At 55.9% G+C, this 19939-nt stretch carries 18 protein-coding genes; 13 read left to right on the forward strand and 5 right to left on the reverse strand.

What is annotated here, in order from left to right; all coding sequences use genetic code 11:
• The first annotated feature begins 1 nt into the window (after position 1).
• Together L1P08_RS01535 and L1P08_RS01540 are read left to right on the forward strand one after the other, a co-directional pair.
• A complete protein-coding gene (locus L1P08_RS01535; protein ID WP_303618256.1) occupies positions 2 to 964 on the forward strand; it encodes an energy transducer TonB in 963 nt (320 codons plus the stop codon).
• A gap of 143 nt (positions 965 to 1107) precedes the next feature.
• Positions 1108 to 1740 (forward strand): SGNH/GDSL hydrolase family protein, encoded by a 633-nt coding sequence (locus L1P08_RS01540; protein WP_303618257.1) that lies wholly within the window; start codon positions 1108 to 1110, stop codon positions 1738 to 1740.
• 12 nt (positions 1741 to 1752) lie between these two features.
• Here L1P08_RS01540 and L1P08_RS01545 read toward each other — a convergent pair whose 3' ends face one another.
• Together L1P08_RS01545 and L1P08_RS01550 are read right to left on the reverse strand one after the other, a co-directional pair.
• Complete coding sequence (locus tag L1P08_RS01545) at positions 1753 to 2424, reverse strand: FadR/GntR family transcriptional regulator (protein ID WP_303618258.1); 672 nt, start codon at positions 2422 to 2424, stop codon at positions 1753 to 1755.
• A 76-nt stretch (positions 2425 to 2500) separates the two neighbouring features.
• A complete protein-coding gene (locus tag L1P08_RS01550) occupies positions 2501 to 3418 on the reverse strand; it encodes a dihydrodipicolinate synthase family protein (protein ID WP_303618259.1) in 918 nt (305 codons plus the stop codon).
• A gap of 137 nt (positions 3419 to 3555) precedes the next feature.
• Here L1P08_RS01550 and araD (L1P08_RS01555) point away from each other — a divergent pair, with 137 nt between their 5' ends.
• From araD (L1P08_RS01555) to L1P08_RS01590, 8 genes are all read left to right on the forward strand, one after another.
• Positions 3556 to 5277: an L-arabinonate dehydratase gene (gene araD / locus L1P08_RS01555; protein ID WP_303618260.1), complete on the forward strand. Its 1722-nt coding sequence runs from the start codon at positions 3556 to 3558 to the stop codon at positions 5275 to 5277.
• A gap of 11 nt (positions 5278 to 5288) precedes the next feature.
• Positions 5289 to 6485, forward strand: coding sequence for a mandelate racemase/muconate lactonizing enzyme family protein (locus tag L1P08_RS01560; RefSeq protein WP_303618261.1), 1197 nt, complete (start codon positions 5289 to 5291; stop codon positions 6483 to 6485).
• A gap of 22 nt (positions 6486 to 6507) precedes the next feature.
• Positions 6508 to 6900 (forward strand): cupin domain-containing protein, encoded by a 393-nt coding sequence (locus L1P08_RS01565; protein ID WP_303618262.1) that lies wholly within the window; start codon positions 6508 to 6510, stop codon positions 6898 to 6900.
• Between the two features lie 23 nt (positions 6901 to 6923).
• Entirely contained in the window at positions 6924 to 7901 is a 978-nt protein-coding gene (locus L1P08_RS01570) for a tripartite tricarboxylate transporter substrate binding protein (RefSeq protein WP_303618263.1), read from the forward strand.
• 60 nt (positions 7902 to 7961) lie between these two features.
• Positions 7962 to 8468, forward strand: a complete 507-nt coding sequence (locus L1P08_RS01575; RefSeq protein WP_303618264.1) for a tripartite tricarboxylate transporter TctB family protein — start codon at positions 7962 to 7964, stop codon at positions 8466 to 8468.
• A 9-nt stretch (positions 8469 to 8477) separates the two neighbouring features.
• Positions 8478 to 9974: a tripartite tricarboxylate transporter permease gene (locus tag L1P08_RS01580; protein ID WP_303618265.1), complete on the forward strand. Its 1497-nt coding sequence runs from the start codon at positions 8478 to 8480 to the stop codon at positions 9972 to 9974.
• A 427-nt stretch (positions 9975 to 10401) separates the two neighbouring features.
• Positions 10402 to 11529, forward strand: coding sequence for a TAXI family TRAP transporter solute-binding subunit (locus tag L1P08_RS01585; RefSeq protein WP_303618266.1), 1128 nt, complete (start codon positions 10402 to 10404; stop codon positions 11527 to 11529).
• A 5-nt stretch (positions 11530 to 11534) separates the two neighbouring features.
• The gene (locus L1P08_RS01590; protein WP_303618267.1) at positions 11535 to 13526 is read left to right on the forward strand and encodes a TRAP transporter permease; all 1992 of its coding nucleotides are present in this window, start codon (positions 11535 to 11537) and stop codon (positions 13524 to 13526) included.
• Positions 13527 to 13564: 38 nt separating this feature from the next.
• Here the strand turns inward: L1P08_RS01590 and L1P08_RS01595 are convergent, their stop codons facing one another.
• Positions 13565 to 14479, reverse strand: coding sequence for an amidohydrolase family protein (locus L1P08_RS01595; protein ID WP_368077118.1), 915 nt, complete (start codon positions 14477 to 14479; stop codon positions 13565 to 13567).
• Positions 14480 to 14598: 119 nt separating this feature from the next.
• Here L1P08_RS01595 and L1P08_RS01600 point away from each other — a divergent pair, with 119 nt between their 5' ends.
• A complete protein-coding gene (locus L1P08_RS01600; protein ID WP_303618268.1) occupies positions 14599 to 15219 on the forward strand; it encodes a nuclear transport factor 2 family protein in 621 nt (206 codons plus the stop codon).
• A gap of 61 nt (positions 15220 to 15280) precedes the next feature.
• On the opposite strand, the gene araD (L1P08_RS01605) is transcribed toward L1P08_RS01600, so the two are convergent.
• Positions 15281 to 17017, reverse strand: coding sequence for an L-arabinonate dehydratase (gene araD, locus L1P08_RS01605; protein WP_303618269.1), 1737 nt, complete (start codon positions 17015 to 17017; stop codon positions 15281 to 15283).
• 124 nt (positions 17018 to 17141) lie between these two features.
• On the reverse strand, positions 17142 to 18194 hold the full coding sequence (locus L1P08_RS01610; RefSeq protein WP_303618270.1) for an Ldh family oxidoreductase: 1053 nt from the start codon (positions 18192 to 18194) through the stop codon (positions 17142 to 17144).
• 319 nt (positions 18195 to 18513) lie between these two features.
• Here L1P08_RS01610 and L1P08_RS01615 point away from each other — a divergent pair, with 319 nt between their 5' ends.
• Together L1P08_RS01615 and L1P08_RS01620 are read left to right on the forward strand one after the other, a co-directional pair.
• A complete protein-coding gene (locus tag L1P08_RS01615; protein ID WP_303618271.1) occupies positions 18514 to 19473 on the forward strand; it encodes a tripartite tricarboxylate transporter substrate binding protein in 960 nt (319 codons plus the stop codon).
• A gap of 26 nt (positions 19474 to 19499) precedes the next feature.
• Complete coding sequence (locus L1P08_RS01620) at positions 19500 to 19934, forward strand: tripartite tricarboxylate transporter TctB family protein (RefSeq protein ID WP_303618272.1); 435 nt, start codon at positions 19500 to 19502, stop codon at positions 19932 to 19934.
• Positions 19935 to 19939: the final 5 nt, after the last annotated feature.

Below are 19939 nucleotides of genomic sequence, written 5' to 3' on the forward strand. Positions count from 1 at the left end.
TATGCGGTTGGCAATTCCCGGTTCGCTGCTGGTACATGGCGGGGTTGCAGCTCTTGCCATGGGGTTTGTAACGCTGACACCACCAGCCCCGCCGCCAATGGCGGAGGTGGTGAGTGTTGATATTATCGCGACACATTCCTTTTCAACCAATTCAACGGAGGTTCTGGCGAGCGACGCGACTTTTACGGCGCGTTCGGCAGGTGGTGTCCCTGTCGCCATGACAAGCCTGGAGCCGGTGACGCCGGACACCATTCGGCCCGTTGTGCAAGAGCCGGTTGAAATGCGCTCTGTCGCTGAGGCGATGCCGGTTCGTGAAACGGTAGAAACCCGTCCGGCGAAAATTTTAGAGCCTGAACCCGGCTTGCCGGTGTTGGCAACGGCTGTAAACCCTGTTCGTCCGGCAAGTGTGGCTGTGGCGCCGGCTGTGCCAATGCAAGTTGCCTCTCTGGAGCCGATGGTTGACGTGGCGGCGGTCGAGGGGGAAGCGAGTGATGTGCCCGTGCCCATGCCCCGGATTGCCGAGCGGCCAGAACGGGTTGAACCTGTCCGTAAGACCCAGCCGAAGAAAACGGTCGCGAAGACGAAACCGCCGGCAAAACAAAAGACCGAGCCGCGGGCCGCCAATCAGGGCGGGAATGGGGGCAATAATAGTGCTAACTCAAGGGCGAGTGCTGCCCGCTCGTCGGCAGCGGTTGGGAATTATCCGGGAAAGATCGTGTCCAAACTTCGCCGCGCCCTGCGTTATCCGAAGGGCGGCAGGATTTCAGGCGAGGCGCATGTGCAGTTTGTCGTGGCGGCCAATGGGCGCGCTTCGTCAATACGGGTGGTGCGCTCGTCCGGCGATACGCGGCTGGATGCGGCAGCACTGGAAACGGTGCAAAGGGCTGCGCCGTTTCCAGCCATTCCGGCCGAGGCCGGGCGTTCCAACTGGACCTTTACGGTGCCACTGGCGTTTCGGCGTTGAGATGTCAGCGTGGGATGCGCCTGAGATTATGAACTCCCTCACAAAATGCGTGAATCTTGCCGGTTGAAATGTGATCTGGCGTGGCTCCTGGCCTTGCGGAGGTGCTAAGTATAGGGCGTCTATGGGATATGGGGCCGTTGCTTATGAAAACCGTACTTGCTTTCGGGGATAGTCTGACCTGGGGTACTAATGCCGCGCGCGAATGCCGGCATGATTTTAAAGACCGATGGCCAAATGTTCTTCAGGCGACGCTCGGGGATGGTTATCATGTGATCCCGGAAGGGCTGGGGGGACGGACGACTTCATTCGACGATTTCGCCGCTCCGGCGGATCGGAACGGCGCACGTGTGTTGCCGACCCTGCTGGGTAGTCATAATCCACTGGATTTGGTGATTATTATGCTCGGTGCCAATGATTTGAAGCCGCATATCTGCGGCAGTGCGATCGGTGCCGCTGCCGGTATGGCGCGTCTTGCCGAGATTGTGCGAACCTATCCGTATAATTGGGGCGCGGCAGCGCCGCAGGTCTTGCTGGTTTCTCCGCCATTGTTCACCCGTAAATCGGACGGCTCAGGACCTCAATCCGGTCGCAGCATTGCGGAATCCACTGAGCTGGCGAAACTATATGCCGAGGTGGCTGCTGTTGCTGAATGCGGGTTTTTTGATGCATCGGACGTCGCCGTGGCATCGTCCGTGGATGGGGTGCATCTGGATGCGGAAAATACGCGCGCCATTGGAGAGGCGCTTGCACCGATTGTCAGGAAGATGTTGAGCTAGCGAGCCGAGTTTTTACTGCCCGAGAAACACACGGGCGCGGGCGCCTTCGATGTGTTTGCGCATGGTGCGGCGGGCGAGTTCGCCATCGCCTGACTTGATGGTTTCAAGAATATGCGCATGCTCGCTGATCGCATTCTTGATGCGTTGCTCGTCGGTCCAGCGCGACAATGTGCTGGCGATTTTAATGCCAACGCCGATCGCCTGTGTCGAGGACTGCACCGTCGCGATATAATAGGAATTCTCGGTGGCACGGGCGACGGCCAGGTGAAAGGCAATATCCTCGTCGGCGCCTAGACTGCCACCCTTGGACATGCCGGATATCATGTCACGGTGGGCACGCTCAATATCGGCAATGCGGGCGGGAGAATTTCTGATTGTGGCGAGATAAGCCGCCTCGCCCTCGATACCTACGCGAAACTCGTAGCATTGCTGCAAGTCGGCAATGCTGCCTGGATCTGCGAATTCAAGCACGGATTTGCTGGGCATGCTGATTACGCGGGTACCGACGCCCTGGCGGGATTCGATAATCCCATCGATGCGGAGGCGCAACAATGCCTCGCGCACGACGGGACGGGAAACGCCAAAGGAGGCTGCAAGTTCGACTTCCGTCGGCAATCGTGTGCCGATTGGCCATTCGCCGACGGTAATCGTTTCATAGATGCGTTCATAAATCCGGTTGCTCAATGAACCGCTTGATGCGCTTTGATCTAAATTTTCCTGCAGCCCGTTATTCATGGCGTCCTTTCGTGAACCACTTCGGCTAAGTGAAGCGGCTTTCCAATGTCACCAATCCATCGACGACAGATTGTACAGCGGCAATGTTCTTTTGTGAAACATTTGCCAGCATTGGCAGCATTGGACCCATATTAGCAATACCTGACAATCCAATGGCGTCATGAATCACTGAAATGCCATTGTATTGCGCACGGACCTTTTCGAAATCAATAAATGGCGGGAGAAGTTCGTCAGCTGTGGCCTGGTCTCCCGATTTGAATGCCTTGTGTAAGGCACTGGCGGCGCGGGGGGCGATGCAGACGCCGCCCGATGTGTATGTGCCGACCTTGTATTGGGGGAAGTGGACATGGATTGGGGTCTCGCCCATTCCGCTGCCCACAAGATCGGCACCGATACCTGCGATAATCTCCTTGAGATAGTTGTCATCTGCCGGGTTTTCCCGCTCGACAGCGTATTTGACAAAGCTCACGGCGCCGTCGTTAACCAGCGAAGAAATCGTCTCTGCAGTCAGATAGCCATCTTTTTTGACGTAAAGAATCACCGGGTTGCCCAGGCGTTCCGCAACACGCCGCACGGCAATGGCGACCCCTTCCGGTTGGGCAGGAAAAGCCATTGGCAACAGCATGGCGGAGTTGAAGCCCGAGGCTTTGAGAATATCGACTTCATCCATCATTTTTCCGAAATCAGGGCCGATGGAGGGAATTACACAGGATGTCGCTGCAACGGTTTCACGCAAGAAATCCAGTAGGCTGGCGAGTTGTTTGCCGGTGAAGTGATAGAGGTTGGCGTTCCCGCCATACAGAAGGTGGCTGACACCGCCATCTTCTATATGTCTGACCAATTTTCTGTTTTGGTCAAAATCCAGCTCTCCGTCAGCTTTCCATGCCACTGGTGGCACTGAAACGACGTTTTCCCTTAGGCCTTCTGGGGTTATGGCGCGCATTATCTCTGACTCCTCAGTCTGCAGAATTGCCGGATTTATGCCGATCACTGCTTATTAAGTCAAACAAATTAGCAAAAAATCGTCGATTGACATACCAATTTGCAGTTTGTATATCCAAATCACGATTGGGAGGCATAATGGCAAAAAAGCCCGAGGAATTACGCAGTCACAAGTGGCTCGGCGTCAACGATCTGAGGTCGTTCGGGCACCGGTCGCGGCTATTGCAAATGGGGTATGACCGCGAAGATTTCAGCGGCAAACCTGTCATTGGCATCCTCAACACATGGTCAGATATCAATCCGTGCCATGCGCATTTCAAAATGCGGGTCGAAGAGGTGAAGCGTGGTGTGATCCAGGCAGGTGGATTTCCGATCGAGCTTCCCGCCATGACGCTTTCCGAACCGTTTCAGAAACCCACAACCATGCTCTATCGCAACTTTCTGGCGATGGAAGCGGAGGAGGGTATTCGCAGCTATCCAGTGGACGGTGTGGTGCTTATGGGGGGGTGCGATAAAACCTCTCCGGCATTGCTGATGGGGGCGATCTCGGCGGACGTGCCGACGATATTCATGCCTGCAGGCCCGATGTTGCGTGGTAACTGGCGCGGAGAAGTGCTTGGGTCCGGCTCGGACACCTGGAAATACTGGGACGAGAAGCGTGCCGGAAACATCACCGAGCAAGACTGGAAGGAAATAGAAGGCGGAATTGCCCGGTCGTTTGGCACCTGCATGACGATGGGCACCGCGGCGACGATGATGTCCGTAATCGAGGCGATGGGATTCACGCTTGCTGGCGCGTCTTCCATTCTTGCCGCCGATTCCGGACACGCGCGCATGGCAACGCAAACCGGCCGCCGGATTGTCGATATGGTTTGGGATGATCTGAAACCAAGCCAAATTTTGTCCGACCAGTCCGTGGAAAATGGCATCGTGGTGCATCAGGCCATTGGCGGTTCGACCAATGGAATTATCCATATTCTTGCCATGGCGCGTCGCGCCGGATTGTCGCTTGATTTGCCGCAATTCGATAAGATTTCGGCGCGGGTGCCGGTGATCGCCAATATCCGTCCGTCAGGCAAATATCTGATGGAAGACTTCTTTTACGCAGGCGGGCTGCTGGCGCTTATGGCCGAATTGCGTGAGCTTTTGTCGCTTGATTGCCTGACGGTTACCGGGCAAACGCTCGGCAGCCATATTGATGGTGCCCATACGCATAACGCCGATGTCATCCGGTCGCTGGATAATCCTGTTTACGCCCAGGGTGCCACTGCAGTGCTCTATGGCAACCTGGCGCCATCCGGCGCTGTCATGAAGCCATCTGCAGCAGATCCTCGTTTTCTCAAACACACTGGTCCGGCGCTGGTGTTTGAAAGCTATGACGAGATGAAGGCTGCAATCGACGACGACAATCTGGATGTCACCCCGGACCACGTTCTGGTGCTGAAAAATGCAGGGCCGCACGGCGCGCCGGGCATGCCTGAATGGGGCATGTTGCCGATTCCTAAAAAGCTGGTGCGGCAGGGTGTGCGCGACATGTTGCGAATTTCCGATGCGCGCATGAGTGGTACATCTTATGGCGCCTGTGTTCTGCATGTTGCGCCGGAAGCCTATATCGGAGGGCCGTTGGCCCATGTGCGCACCGGCGATCTCATTTCTATCGATGTTGATGCGCGTCGTCTCGACGTGCTGATCGATGCGGCGGAATTCGCCCGCCGTGAGGCTGCATTTATGCCGCCACCACCCAAGCTGGCCAGAGGATATGGTGCCATGTTTGCCCGGCATGTCAGTCAGGCAAATGATGGTTGCGATTTTGATTTCCTCGAAGCTGGCGTCCCGTTACCCGAAGTTGAGATTCACTAATGAGAGATCGTATGAACGACACATATGCTGACGGCAAAGACATCATCCGTATCACCGGCGTCAAACTGACGACTTTGCAGACCCGCCGCCGTACGGGTGCTGTCAGCTCCCATATGATCCTGGAATTGAGCACTGATGCCGGGATTGTTGGTCTTGGTGAAATCTCGGATGTGGATTGCTACCGCATGTACATGCCGGACCCCGAGGCGGTCCGTGTTGGTATCGAGAAAGTTGCACTGGGACAAAATGCCTTCGAGATCGCGGCGCTACACGAGCGTTTGCTGGCCTATATGCCGTCCTATTTCCGTTACGCGAATACCTATCCGCCGTTCACCCCGGCATCGCAGATCGCGGCGGGTGTCGAGATGGCCTTTTATGACATCATCGGCAAGGCGTTTGGGACGCCCGTCTACAACTTGCTGGGTGGCAAACAGCGTGATGACTTTGAGATCACCTATCCGGTGTTTCAGGCCAAAAAAGAGTCCGACACTGAACGTTATCTTGGCTACATGGATGAACTGGTTGCCGAGGGGGTGACACGCTTCCGCTACTATGTCGGTGTGGACTTTGAGCAGGACGAAAAGTTTCTCATCGCCTTTCGTGACAGGTTTGGTGACGCCGTTCAGCTCAAGGCGCTGGATTTTCAGGGTCATCATCACTGGAAAGAGACTCTGCGGATCTATGACCGGTTCAAGCAATATGGCTTCGAGTTGCTGGAAAGCCCTTGTTGGGCTGAAGACTATGAGGGCATGGCAGAGCTCCGCAAACGCGTTGAGGTGGATATTTCAGAGCATATATCCAGCCTTGCCCAGGCGATGCGCATGATCCGTGCTGGCGCTGTTGATGTTTTCAATATCACCATTCAGTCGGGCGGCATGTACCAGGCCAAGAAGTTGTTTGATCTCGCCGAAGCGGCGGGCCTCAAATGTCTGATCAGCACCACCCAGGAGTTGAGCATCGGCACCGCGGCAAACGCTCATCTTGGCGCGGTCGTGCCACAGCTCCATTACGCTGGCGACCCTGTCGGGCCCTTGCTTTACGTGGAAGATGTGGTGACCGAGACACTCAAATATGAGGGCACACGTCTGATCATTCCGACAGCGCCTGGTCTCGGATTTACGCTGGATCAAGACAAGCTGGAAGCCTTGAAAGCACCATTGGTGGAATGGGACCGGCCAGCACACGGTGCCAATTACGTATCGCAATAAGCTTTTTTGATGGAGTGAAGAAATGGAACGTGGCCTCGGTGCCCTGCGCACTTTCAATGTAATAGACACGCTTGCCGGGCACCCGCCGCGGACCAACTTCAACATGTTTCGTCTTGATGGCGCTTACAACATGCGCATTGCGCGGGTAGAGGGGCGTTTTCCCTGGCACCGCCACACAAATGGTGATGAGGGCTGGCTCGTCTTGAAGGGGCGCTTGCGTATCGATGTTGAAGGCGAGGAATCCCAGGAAATGGGAGCTCTTGAGGGCACGATGATCCCAAAAGGATTGGTGCATTCTCCCATCGCGCTTGAGGAAGACACCGTGGTGGCCGTGTTCAATATAGACAAGTTTGCACATGAATATGTTGAGCCGGAGCCGGATTTGCAGGCGTTCAACGAGACGGACGTGAAATAGAGAATCTGCCAAATGGCAGGAAATTGTGTCGGGAAATCCGAGACTTAAAGGAGGAGAGCAATATGCATAAACTTTTGAAGGCCTGCGTTATTTCGGCAGGCATGTTAATGCCAGGGGTGGCCTTGGCCCAAGTCGACTACCCGGTGGATACGATACGTCTGTTCGTGCCCGCCAATCCTGGTGGCGGTACCGATGCGGGCGCGCGTTTGTTTGCGGAGTATTTTCAAAAACACAGTGATGCGACTGTGGCGATCGTCAATCAGGCTTCCGGTGGTGGTGTTGTTGCCGCGCAGACGGTGGTGAACGGCGCCAAGGATGGCAGCGACCTGTTCTTTTTTCACGCTGCGTTGCATACGGCGAACCTTTTTGGACAGTCGCCATTTTCCTGGGATTCGTTCAAGCCGCTTGCCACTTCCTCGGAAATCAACGAGGTCTATGCTGTGCGGGCCGACGCGCCGTTCAGCACAATTGCCGAACTGGTTGCCTATGCGCAGGAACATCCTGACGAGTTGAACGTGGGTTCCCAGCTTGGTGGTACAACCCAGGTCAAGGGTGAGGCCCTTAACGCGGCAGCGGGCGGCAAGATGCGCATCGTTGATGCCGGCACAGAGTCCGACCGCATCACCACATTGCTTGGTGGCCAGGTAGAAGTCATTTCGATGAGCGTCGCCAATGCCAAGCAATATGTTGCTGATGGTCAGATGAAGGTTCTGGCACTGCTTAATGAAAATCCGGACCCGCTCGCACCGGAATTCCCGACGACGGTCTCGCAGGGGGTTGATATTTCACTCCCGTTGGTGATGACAATCTACGGGCCAATTGATGTGGACGAAGCAGTTGTGACCGCATTCGACAAAACCATTGCTGAAATGCGCAATGACCCCGATTTTGCAGCCGCGCTGGCGAAGCAAAGCCAGGCTCCCGCGTTGCGTGGTCCGGCAGAGGCTGCTGCTTTCCTGGAGAAAGAGCAGTCGATGATTGCGGGTCTGCTGGGTAAGTAGGTTTCTGTATTATGGTGGGGCGCCGGTTGGCGCCCCGTCTTTATACCGGGAGAGATTCAGGTGACATCGGACAAATTTCTGGGACTGGTATTCGTCTGTCTTGGGACGGCTGTTTTTTTTGCCTCCCAACGCATTGTCTCAAACTTCCCCGGCTCGGGTGATCCGGGACCGGCGATGCTGCCGACGGCTCTTGGCGCATTTCTCGCCCTGTTGGGGCTGATACTGGCTTTCCGAAAAAGGGCTGTGCTTGCCGAAGGGCGGGCAGATGCCATCAGGGGCCTGTCCAGTGATATCTCCGAGGGGCCAAACGAGGTTGTTGCGCCGCCCGTCATGTGGCGTCGGGTGTGCATCGGGTTGGCGTTGTTACTTTACATTGTGAGCTTTGAGCGCGCAGGTTTTACGGTCTCGTCTTTTCTTTTTGTATGCATAACGATGATCCTGCTTGATGAATTTTCAGTGCGTCAAATCGTGAGGAAAATTCTCGTAGGGGCCGGCGTTGTTCTGGCTCTCGGTTATGTATTGAACACTCTGTTGGGCCTTTCGGTGCCTGGCGTATTGATTGGATAGGGGCTCGCCGTGTTTGAATTATTCCTGGGCAGTGTCGTCCATCTTCTAGAGCCGCAAATTCTTATCCTCATGGCGCTCGGTGTCACCGTTGGTGTTGTGTTCGGAGCGTTGCCCGGCCTGAGTGCGACCATGGCGTTGGCCATCCTGTTGCCTGTGACTTTTGCGATGAAGCCGGACGCGGGTATTGCCATGCTTGTGGCGACCTATATCGGTGGGGTATCCGGCGGGCTGGTTGCGGCAACATTGCTGCGTATTCCGGGTACACCTTCATCGATCGCGACGACTTTTGACGGTTATCCGCTGGCGCAAAAGGGTGAAGCCATCAAAGCGCTGGCCACCGGGATGGTCGCCAGTGCTGTGGGCGGCTTGCTGGGCTTGGCTGTTCTGGTGGCGTTCGCACCGATCATTGCCCGCTATGCCATTCAGTTTGGCGCTGCCGAATATACCTCACTAACGATCGCTGCACTGATGCTGGTTGTCGTGTTGTCCGAATCCAATCTGGTGAAGGGATTAATTGCTGCGGTGCTTGGACTTTCGATCTCGACCATTGGTTTTGCGCCCATCGGGTCCGCCCAACGTTTCAGTTTTGGCAGTGTCGACCTCCTGGCAGGTGTCAGTATTATTCCGTTCATGGTTGGCCTTTTTGCGATTTCCCAGCTTCTGCGTGAATTCACCGAACCGAGTTTGCGGGTGAAGTCGCGTCTCAATCTTGGTGGGGCGGGGATCAAGGTATCCGAGTTTATTGGCAATATCGGAAATATGATCCGCTCATCGGCCATTGGTATTGGTATCGGCGTGTTGCCAGGCATTGGCGGATCGGCTGCCAACCTTGTGGCTTATGGTGCGGCCCGTTCCGCGTCAAAAGATCCCGAAGCGTTCGGCAAGGGCAGCGTCGAGGGCATTTACTCGGCGGAAAGCGCAAACAATGCGTCGGTTGGCGGGGCGCTATTGCCTTTGCTGACGCTGGGTATTCCCGGGGATGGCGTCACTGCCATTCTTATCGGGGGGTTCACCGTGCACGGTCTGCAACCCGGACCACTGCTGTTTCGCAACGAGCCGGGCATTATTGCGACAATTTACGCAGCGTTTCTTCTGGCGACGATTGCGCTCCTTGTGTTGCAACTCGCCACGATCAAGATGTTCCCGCGCGTACTGCTGATCCCGCGTCATTACCTTATGCCCGTTCTGGCACTGTTGATGGTGGTGGGCGTTTATGTCTCGCAATACCGGTTGTTTGAGGTTTGGTTGATGCTCGGATTTGGCGGTGTCGGGTATGTGCTTGAACGGTATGGGTTTCCGCTTGGGCCGATGGTCCTCGGCTTTGTGCTGGGCACGATCTTTGAGACCAATCTCCGGCGCGCATTGATGTTCTCCAAGGGCGACTGGAGCGTCTTTCTGACGCGCCCGATATCCGGGGTGCTTTTGCTCGGGGCGGTATTATTGCTGGTTTATAGCGTTACCCAGATCGTGCGAAAGCGACGCCGGGAAACCGTGCGTCCGATTTAAGAAAAACACCCTGTTCCTCCCCAAAGCCCTGCAGCGCATTAGCGTTGCGGGGCTGAACTTGTTTTGCAGGGGAGGGCGCGCTGACCGGTTCAAATTTTTATCCCGAGCGCCTTTGCCATGATAATGTGCGCATCGTGCTTGCGGGCGCAGGCGGTCGCGTGACGCAAGGCATTTATACAAAACCCGATTTGTGATGATGATAGCGGCACTTGGCCATTCTCATGGTTGGGTCCCCATTGCCGAGGCTTAAGTTCGACGTCACGCAGTCGGCGCCGAAAATATTCCGTCAGACGAAATGCATGTTAAGATTGGCTTCCGATCAGGCTTAGGGAGTGGTTGGGTTTTGTGGAAGCCCGGAACGGCGGGAATATGCGCAGAAAACGGGTCACTGAACTGTAAAAGACGCGGAGACGCGGGAGGACAATCCATGAAGCATGCACTCAAGACTTTCTCAATTGCAGCGATGATGGCTACGTCGGCATTTGCTGCTGATGATGTTAAATTACCCGACACCCTTACCTGGACCAGTTTTGACGTGGGCGGGACGGGCTATAACCAGTCGATCGCGGTCGGCAAGGCCTTGCAGGATGCCTATGGTACATCCTTGCGCGTTATTGCCGTCAGCAATGATCAGGCGCGCATCGCACCTGTTCGCGATGGGCGTGTTCCTTTCTCTCTGGCGGGAAGCGATGTGTTCTTTGCATTCGAGGGTGTTCAAGCCTATGCCAGCGCAGAATGGGGGCCGCAAAATCTGCGTGCTCTTAATCTTGCTGGCGCAGATAACTGTGTCAGTCTCGGCGTGGCTGCGGACTCAGGCATTGAGACACCTGCCGATGTAAAGGGCAAGCGGGTAGGCTGGGTTGTGAGCTCAGGCTCATTGCAGGCGAATGTGCGTGCCTTCCTGGCATTTGCCGGCCTTACGACGGACGACGTTGAACTGGTCGAATTGCCCGGCTATGCCCAGGCATGGACCGCAATGATCAATGATCAGATTGATGCCATGACTGGTGTGACCACCAGTGGTGTTGTTGAGCAGGCCGCTGCGAGTGCCCGTGGTCTCAAATGGCTCTCCTTTCCTCACGAGGACCAGGAAGGCTGGGATCGTTTGCGCGAAGTGAACCCGCATTTTTCCAAACGCGTGGGCACGCTCGGTGCCGGATTTACCGGCCCGGTTGAATGTGCAGGCGTGCCTTATCCTGACCTGATCACCTATAATGCGGACGAGGATTTGGTCTACAACCTCACAAAGGCGCTTGATGCCCAGGTTGATGTGTATTCCAAGGCCGACGCGGGCACTGTCGGATATGCGGCGGACAAGCAGATGTTCGACTGGGTTGTTCCTTATGACGCCGGTGCAATTCGCTATTACAAGGAAGCCGGGGTTTGGTCCGATGCGCTTCAGACACACAACGATGCGTTGATTGAACGGGCCGGTGTTCTTGCAGAAGCCTGGAAACAGATGGATGGCAAGAGCGGTGACGGATTTGCCGAGGAGTGGATGGACGTTCGCGCCGCAGCCCTCGAAGCGGCTGGTCTTCCAGTTTACTTCCGGTAGGAAAAATGACGCACACAGTATCTTCAACTGCTGACGGGGAAGTTCTCCCCGTCAGGAACATCGGCACCGCGGCCCGCTGGGTAACGCGGATTGCGACGATTGCGCTGATCATTCTTGGCATCAACCAATCGTTCAATCTCAGTTCCAAGTTCAATTTCTCGATAATCGAGAACCAGTATCTGTACGGGATATTGGGGCTTGCGATACCGATGGTCTTTTTGCTGTTTCCGCTTAGCGAGAAAACAGCAGAGGCAAAACCTACAGTGATCGATTGGATGCTGGCGGCCATTGCTGCTGTGTGTCTTGGCTATTTTGTCTACAACGCCTATCCAATCGTCCTGTTGGGCTGGGAAATGCTCCCCCCGATCGAGGCCATCGTCATGGGCGCGATCTTGTGGGGCCTGATTATAGAAGCTGGCCGACGCACGGGCGGGATCGTTCTTGCCTCTATCGTTGCCTTCTTCTCTTTATATCCGCTGTTCGCGGACAAGATGCCTGGACCGATTTCCGCATTCTCCTCGCCGTTTCAGTTTGCGGCGGCCTATCACGCCATGAGCCTGGAAAGTATTCTGGGTATCCCGCTCAAGGCGTTTGCCAATCTGGTGTTCGGCTTCATCATTTTTGGGGCTGCGCTTGAACATACCGGGGCGGGGCGGTTCTTTATCAATCTCGCCTTTGCGCTTCTTGGTCATGTGCGTGGCGGACCGGCGAAAGTCGCTATTGTTTCCAGCGGGCTGATGGGGTCGCTCAGCGGCTCTGTTGTGACAAACGTCATGACCACCGGGGTGATGACCATTCCCGCGATGCGGCGTTCCGGCATGAAAGGCGTGACTGCTGCGGGGATCGAGACCTGCGCCTCAACCGGCGGGGTGCTGATGCCGCCCGTGATGGGGGCGGCGGCCTTTGTCATGGCGCATTTTCTGCAAGTGCCTTATGCGACCATTGCCATCGCCGCGGCCGTTCCTGCATTCCTTTATTTCTTTGGTCTGTTTATCCAGATCGACGCGCGGGCCGCGCGGGAAGGATTGAAGGGCCTGCCCAATGACGAGTTGCCTGACCTGATGCAAACGCTGAAGGAAGGCTGGCACCATATCTTTGCCATCGTATTGCTGGTGTTCATGCTGCTGGTGCTTCGCCGGGAGTCGCTCGCACCGTTTTATGCGACGGTTGTTCTTCTGGTGATCAACCAGATCGCCTCCAAGACCAATCGCTGGGGCATGGAACATGTGTATTCCTTCCTCGACAGCCTGGCACGCCTTTTTGCCACGCTGACCGCGACGCTTGGTGCCGTCGGCATGATTGTGGGCGGGTTGTCGATGACCGGTCTCGCTGGCACGCTGGTCAATGACCTGTTGTTCATCGCGGGCAATTCGCCTTATCTGCTGCTCATCATGGGGGCGATTACAAGCCTTATCCTGGGTGTGGGGATGACGGCTACAGCGTGCTATATTTTCCTGGCGATCATGCTGGCACCCGCTCTTGTGCAGGTTGGGCTCAATCCCTTGGCTGTGCACTTGTTCATCTTCTACTGGGGGATGCTGAGCTTCATTACACCGCCAGTGGCGCTGGGGGCTTTCGCCGCAGCCAGTATTGCCAATACCCCACCCATGCGTACCGGGTTTGAATCGATGAAGATCGGATCTGTGATCTATTTCATCCCGTTCTTTTTTGTTCTCGATCCGGCACTCATCCTGGTCGGGGAGTGGCAGAATATCGTGATATCCGTGACGCTAGCGATTTTCGGGGTGTTTATTTTCGCCAGCGCCATTCAGGGATATGTGGCAGGTATCGGCCCGATTTTCGGTCAGAATGCCAGAGGAACCCTTTTCCGGTTTCCGGTTCTTGCCGGGGCGGTGCTTATTGCCTTGCCGGGTGAGGCTATTCCGGGATGGAGCGATTTCCATCTCCTGCTGGTCGGCCTTGTATTGATTGTGCCCACGCTGGGAATTGCATGGATGCAAAACCGGCGTGCGCAGGCCGCCATCGCTCTCCCGTGAGCGATGGCGGTGCCTATGGGGTGTGACCCCGACGGCCGCTAAAACCCGTAAAGGCGGGCAGGGTTGTCGACGAGAATTGCCTTTCGGGTTGTCTCGTCGGGCACCATTTCGCCCAACAGGTCGACCAGATGACCATCATCAGGCATTGGCCGCGTCAAAACAGGATGCGGCCAATCTATGCCCCACAAGGTCCTATCGGGGGCGATTTCGACGAATTTGCGGGCGATCGGGATCATGTCAGCAAAAGGCGGGCCGGTTTCTGAGCCGCGCTCGGCACCGGATATTTTCATCCACGTGCTCTTGCCCTGCAGCATCGTGCAAAACTCGTCAAAATATTTGCCGCCATAGTCACTGCCATTGAGACGGCCCATGTGATCGATCACGTGGGGCAAGGGCAGGTCGGCGATCCAATTTTTGAGTTGGGGAATTTGTTCAGGATCAAAATGCAGGACGGCATGCCAGCCGAAAGGGGCTATCCGTTCCAGTATGCCATTGATTGCCTCAAGTGACGGGGCTTTCTGGATGCGGGACATGAAATTGAAACGTACGCCACGCACGCCTACAGCATGAAGCTCTTCAATCTGCTCAATAGTACAGTCGGGCGGGAGGAGTGCGACACCCCTTAGCCTGTCAGGATAGGTTTTGAGCGCATCAATCATGGCGCTGTTGTCGAAGCCGTGACAACTGGCCTGCACGATCACCCCGCGGGAAATGCCCAGGTGCCGGTGCAGGGCCAACAGCTTTTCTATAGGCGCCTCGGGCGGGTCGTAGGCCCGTTGCGCGCTGTAGGGGAAAAGCGCTGCAGGCCCCATTATATGACAATGGCTGTCGCATGCGTTTGCAGGCAGGGCCAAATTTGGCCGGCTGGGTTCCGGACATGGCGGTGGGCACGGTCTCCTGATCAAAATATTTCCTCCTCTTGTGATCTGAACAGATATTTGCCGCCGGATCATTTGGCATTTGAAGGCGCGATGTTTCCTATTTTGACAGGCGGAACAGGTTTGGGACGAAATTGACAGTGTGGACCTATCCGAGGTCTTTGCGTGGAGTAAGAATTTGAGGAGAGACTGTAATGCCGTCCACGTCCGAGACCCGTCTTGCCGCAATGCTTGACCGCGAGGAGATTTGTGATCTGGTGCGCAAGGAACGTTTTGCGCGCGATCAGGGGCATTGGGAGATCATGGCGGCGTGTTTCCACCCCGATGCCCATATTCGCACCAGCTGGTTCAATGGCAATGGCGTGGATTACATTCCCGCGACCCAGGAAATGCTCAAAAGAGTACCCGGCAGTAAACACTGGGTCTTTCCAGGGTTGGTGCAGGTGAATGGTGACAAGGCGCTTGTTGAAAGCCCCGGCCTGATTTTCAATCGTATTGAACTTGAGGGCGTGGAGGTCGATTATCAGATCTTCTGCCGGTATCAGTCCCGTGTCGAACGCCGCGATGATGTCTGGCGGCTGCTTACTTTCGAGGTGATTTTTGAGCGTGATGTCATGCGTGCGCTCGACCCATCAAAAGACTTGCCTATCGATTGGAATCTTTTGGCCAAATACCGGCCTACCTATCGCTTTCTTGCCTATCTGCAGGACAGAAGAGGGTTTGATCTGAGCCACGAATTACTGGGAGACGACCGGCCTGAGGCGTTGAGGAGATTTCACGAGGGTGAGAGCAGCTGGCTCTACGGCGCTGGTTAGCGAAGCACGGCAGTGAGATGAAATTGGAAGACCCACGGCTGAACCTCAGCCGTGGCCGGTATCAGAAGATGTCCGGTTCCGGCGTTGGGCCACCATAGTCCGACCGTAAAAAATCAAAGTCGCAACCCTTGTCGGCCTGTTCAACATGTTTGCTGAACATGTGTACGTAACCGCGTTCATATTTGGAGGTGGGGGCAATCCAGGCAGCTTTGCGGCGCGCCATTTCCGCGTCGGATATTCTGACGTTGAGTGACCGGTTGGGGACGTCCAACTCGATAATGTCGCCATTTTCTATCAGGGCCAAAGGTCCACCGATAAATGCTTCGGGCGAGACATGCAGGATGCAGGCGCCATAGGAGGTCCCTGACATGCGCGCATCGCTTAAGCGCACCATATCGCGGTGACCCTTTTTGAGCAGGGCGCGTGGCATGGGGATCATGCCCCATTCGGGCATGCCGGGACCGCCTTGCGGTCCTGCATTGCGCAGAACCAGAACTGTATCCGGGGTCATCGGGTAATCCGGATCATCAATGATGGACTTGAGTTCCGGATAGGAATTGGCGACCAGCGCCGGCCCTGCATGGACATGAAATCCGGGGTCGCATGCGGCGGGCTTGATAACTGCGCCGGTTGGCGCGAGGTTGCCTTTCAGGACGGCCAGTGACCCTTCCTTGTAGACCGGGTTTGAGAGTGGCCTTATGACGTCTTCATTGTAGACGGTCGCCCCGGCCAAACCTTCGCCAAGCGTTTTGCCGGTAACTGTCAGTGTCGACACATCCAGTTTTTCGCCTAATTGCACCATGAGCGCCCGCAGGCCACCCGCGTAGTAGAAATCTTCCATCAGGTAGTCTTTGCCCGAGGGGCGGACATTGGCGATGACGGGGGTCGTGCGCCCGATCTTATCAATCTCATCGAGATCGACGAAGATATCTGCGCGGCGTGCCATTGCAATAATGTGGATCAGCGCATTGGTTGATCCGCCGGTTGCCATTGCGACCGTTATCGCATTCTCTACAGCTGCCTTGGTGATGATTTTGTCAGGCGTCAGATCTTCCCATACCATGTCCACAATACGACGCCCGCACTCTGCGCTCATTCGCTGATGGCTGGTGTCGGGGGCGGGGATTGACGAGGCCCCGGGCAGACAAAGCCCCAGGCTTTCCGCAACCGCCGTCATTGTTGCCGCTGTGCCAAAGGTCATGCAATGGCCATCAGACCGTGCAATGCCGGCTTCAATGCCAAGCCACTGCTCTTTTGAAACATTGCCTGCGCGTTTCTCATCCCAGTATTTGTAGGCATCAGTGCCTGAGCCAAGCGGTTTGCCAGCGTAATTTCCGCGCAGCATTGGGCCCGCAGGCAGATAGATAAAGGGAAGTCCCACCGATATGGCGCCCATGGTCAATGCCGGGGTGGTCTTGTCACAGCCGCCCATCAGCACTGCACCATCCACGGGTTGTGAACGCAGCGCTTCTTCAACCTCCATGGCGGCCATGTTGCGATACAGCATGGAGGAGGGTTTGATGAAAACCTCTGAGAGCGACATTGCGGGGATCTCGAGCGGTAATCCACCAGTCTGCAGCACGCCTCGTTTCACCCATTCCACCCGGTCCTTGAAATGCATGTGGCATTGCTGGGTGTCTGACCAGGTGTTGATGATGGCGATGACGGGTTTGCCTTCCCAATCCTTGGGGCCATAGCCCATTTGCATTGCACGTGAGCGATGCATGAAGGAGCGAAAATCGTCCTTGGCCAGCCAGCGTGCCGAGCGTAATTCTGTATATTTTTTGTGTTTGTCCATGCCCGAACTCCCCGCTTGATGCCGCTCCCCGACGTGTGCGTGTCAATTTAGGGTGGGAGCAGAAAGACAACAGGCTTGTTTGAGGCAGTTCCGCTTAGTGGAACAGGTAGGCTGGTGGAAAGTCTCAGCGCAGGAACGCAGGTAACGCAACCTTCAGTTGGACAGCGCGGGCACCAAGCGCTTCGGCTACCGGCAGGGCTATGGTCATTTTTCCGTTGTTGGTTGCGATCATTTCGGCGCTGCGTTCGCCGGGCACAAAAAGCCGATCGGTTCCCTCGGCCTTTTTTGACTGGCGTATGCGTTCAACACCAGCGCGTGCATCTTCGAGAAACGCATCAATCGGCCGGAAATGGCGAATGTCGAGAGCGAGAAACAGGAGTGAGGCGTTATAGGGCTTTTCCCCCTTCATTTCACCAAGGGTTGGTCCCCATCCGCCCGAAGCCAATGCACCTGACAAGAGATCGATGACGAAAGACAGACCAAACCCTTTTGCGCCTCCGGTCGGCAGAAGAAATCCGGCCAAGGCGGTCGCCGGGTCGGTCGTTGGGTTGCCCATGGCGTCGAGTGCCCAGTTGTCAGGCAATGGTTGTCCTGAGGCGAGCTTTTGGCGGATGGCCCCGATAGTGCCTTCGGTTGTGGCCATATCGAAGACGACTGGTGTGTCATCTTTTACCGGGAAGCCGATTGCAACGGGATTGGTGCCGACGAGGCGTTCTGCGCCGCCTGGTGCTGACATGACGGGTTTCGAATTGCACATTGCCAGCGCGGCACAACCCTGTTCTGCGGCCATCCTGACATAACGCCCCGCCACGCCACAATGATATCCCCGCCTGACGGAGACGGCTGAAATGCCGAATTCCCGCGCTTTGGCGACGGCGATTTTCATCGCCTCTTCGGCCATCAGGTGTCCTTCCATGTCTGCCGCATCGAGGACAACCACACCGCCGCTTTCGCTGATAATCTTGGGGTGGGAGGCGGTCGACATTGTTCCATTGACCAGTCTTTCAAGATAGCCATCTGCCTGCAGGATTCCATGGGAGACCCGTCCGGAGATGTCTGCTTCGACCAGCGCCCCGGCTACGCGGTGGGCGGCATCAGTGGCGAGCCCTGCGGCGCTGAAGAGTTCGGAAATGAAGGCAGTTACATCGGGTACATTGGCAGCTTTGGGCGATTTCATTGACAGTTTCCGCCTTGAGGTCTCTGGTTTGAATGCAAATCCTTTGCGAACTGATTTTCCAAGGTTGTCGTCCAGAAAATCGAGTGCAGAGCGAAGCGATTAAAAAGTTTTAAGCCGCTTTCAGGATGGTTTTTCCTTACATAGACTTATTGAGGGGTGCTGGCTTAATTTGCGGCACTGCCATTTCGACTGGCGGAATAGGTCCGAGTTTTGTTTCGTTTTAAGTGAGGCGGTTGATACCCACGTCAGCCATGGTCAAAGGAACCGGTCGGACCTGTGTCCGGCTTCTACAAATTCCGGGACCCCGAGGGAGGGATATATGAACTGCGTATACAAAACGACGAGCGTTGGCCTGATTGCTCTTATGCTTTCTGCTGCACCGACCGCCATTTTGGCGGCTGATTGCCCGGCTGATTTTCCAACCAAACCTATCCAGTTTCATGTTGGCTATGGTGCCGGGGGCGGCAGTGATGCGATTGCACGCGCTATCGCAGCGGCGCTTGAGCAGCAACAGGGCTGGACGGTGGTTGTTGACAACCGGCCAGGCGCGGGGGGCGGTGTGATGTCCGCAACCCTGATGACGCTTCCATCTGACGGTTATACGATTGGTGTCGGTGCAACCGGAACGGTTGCGCTCAACCCTTACCAAAGCGATGACTCGCCCTATACGCACGAGACGTTCGATTATCTCGGTACGGCGATGCAGATCAATTATGGCCTGGTTTCTCTGACGGACCGGCCGTACTCCACCTTGGAGGAGTTCATTGAGTTCGCCCGTGAGAACGGCAGTGCGACGGTTTCGACCGGCGGAAAAAGCCAGGAAATTCTTGTCGAGCAACTGGCAGATCACTACGGCGTCAACCTGATTGCCGTTCCGAGCAAAGGGGCCGCAGATGCTCTGCAGAGCGCGCTTGGTGGGCATGTAGACGCTACAACCCAGGGCACCCAACACGTCCAGCAGATCAAGGCGGGCGCAATGAACCAGCTTGCCTCGCTAACCGGAAGCCGGGTGCCCTATGCCCCTGACTCTCCGACTTTGGTTGAGCTGGGGCTTGATGCCACGATTGAAGGCCAGACCATATTCATGGTGCCGAAGGGCGCTGAGCAACCGGTTCTCACATGCCTTGAGAATGCGCTTGATGAGGCGGTCAATTCTGAAGTTTATGCCGAGCTCATGCAGCGTCTCGAAAACGAGCCGATGAATCTTGGTGCGGCCGGCACCACCGAAGTGATTGCCAAGAGTGCGGCCTTCTACAAGGCTTATCTGAAGGCTGAATAGCTGCAAGACAAGGTAAACCCAGAACGATGTTTTCAGAACGTTTAATTGGAGGAGCCGCCATACTGCTTGGCGGCTTCTTGCTAACGGTGCTTATCCCGAACCACGTCACGTCGATGGCCGGGCCAGTAAACCCTTCGTTGTTCCCCACCATTGCGGCGTGGCTTTTTGTAATTCTTGGCGTTGCCCAGATTGTGATGGTGCGGACGGCAACAACCGAGATCAATGGCTGGTATGAATTCATACGGCTGCTGGGTCTGGCATTATTTGTTTTTGTGTCTCTGTTGTTGATGCCGCGCATTGGCTATTTGCCCAGCGCCGTTCTTTTGGCCGGGGCGGTTTGTGCCTTGATGCTGGAGCGCCGGCTGGGCTGGCTGGCATTGAGCATCGGCGTTGTGCCGCTGGGTGTCTGGTTCACCTTTGAGGTGATACTGGGCCGCCCGCTCCCTCCCATTCCGCTTTGAGGAAT

It is taken from the genome of Mariluticola halotolerans (genome assembly GCF_021611515.1).
Classification (GTDB): domain Bacteria; phylum Pseudomonadota; class Alphaproteobacteria; order Rhizobiales; family Devosiaceae; genus Mariluticola; species Mariluticola halotolerans.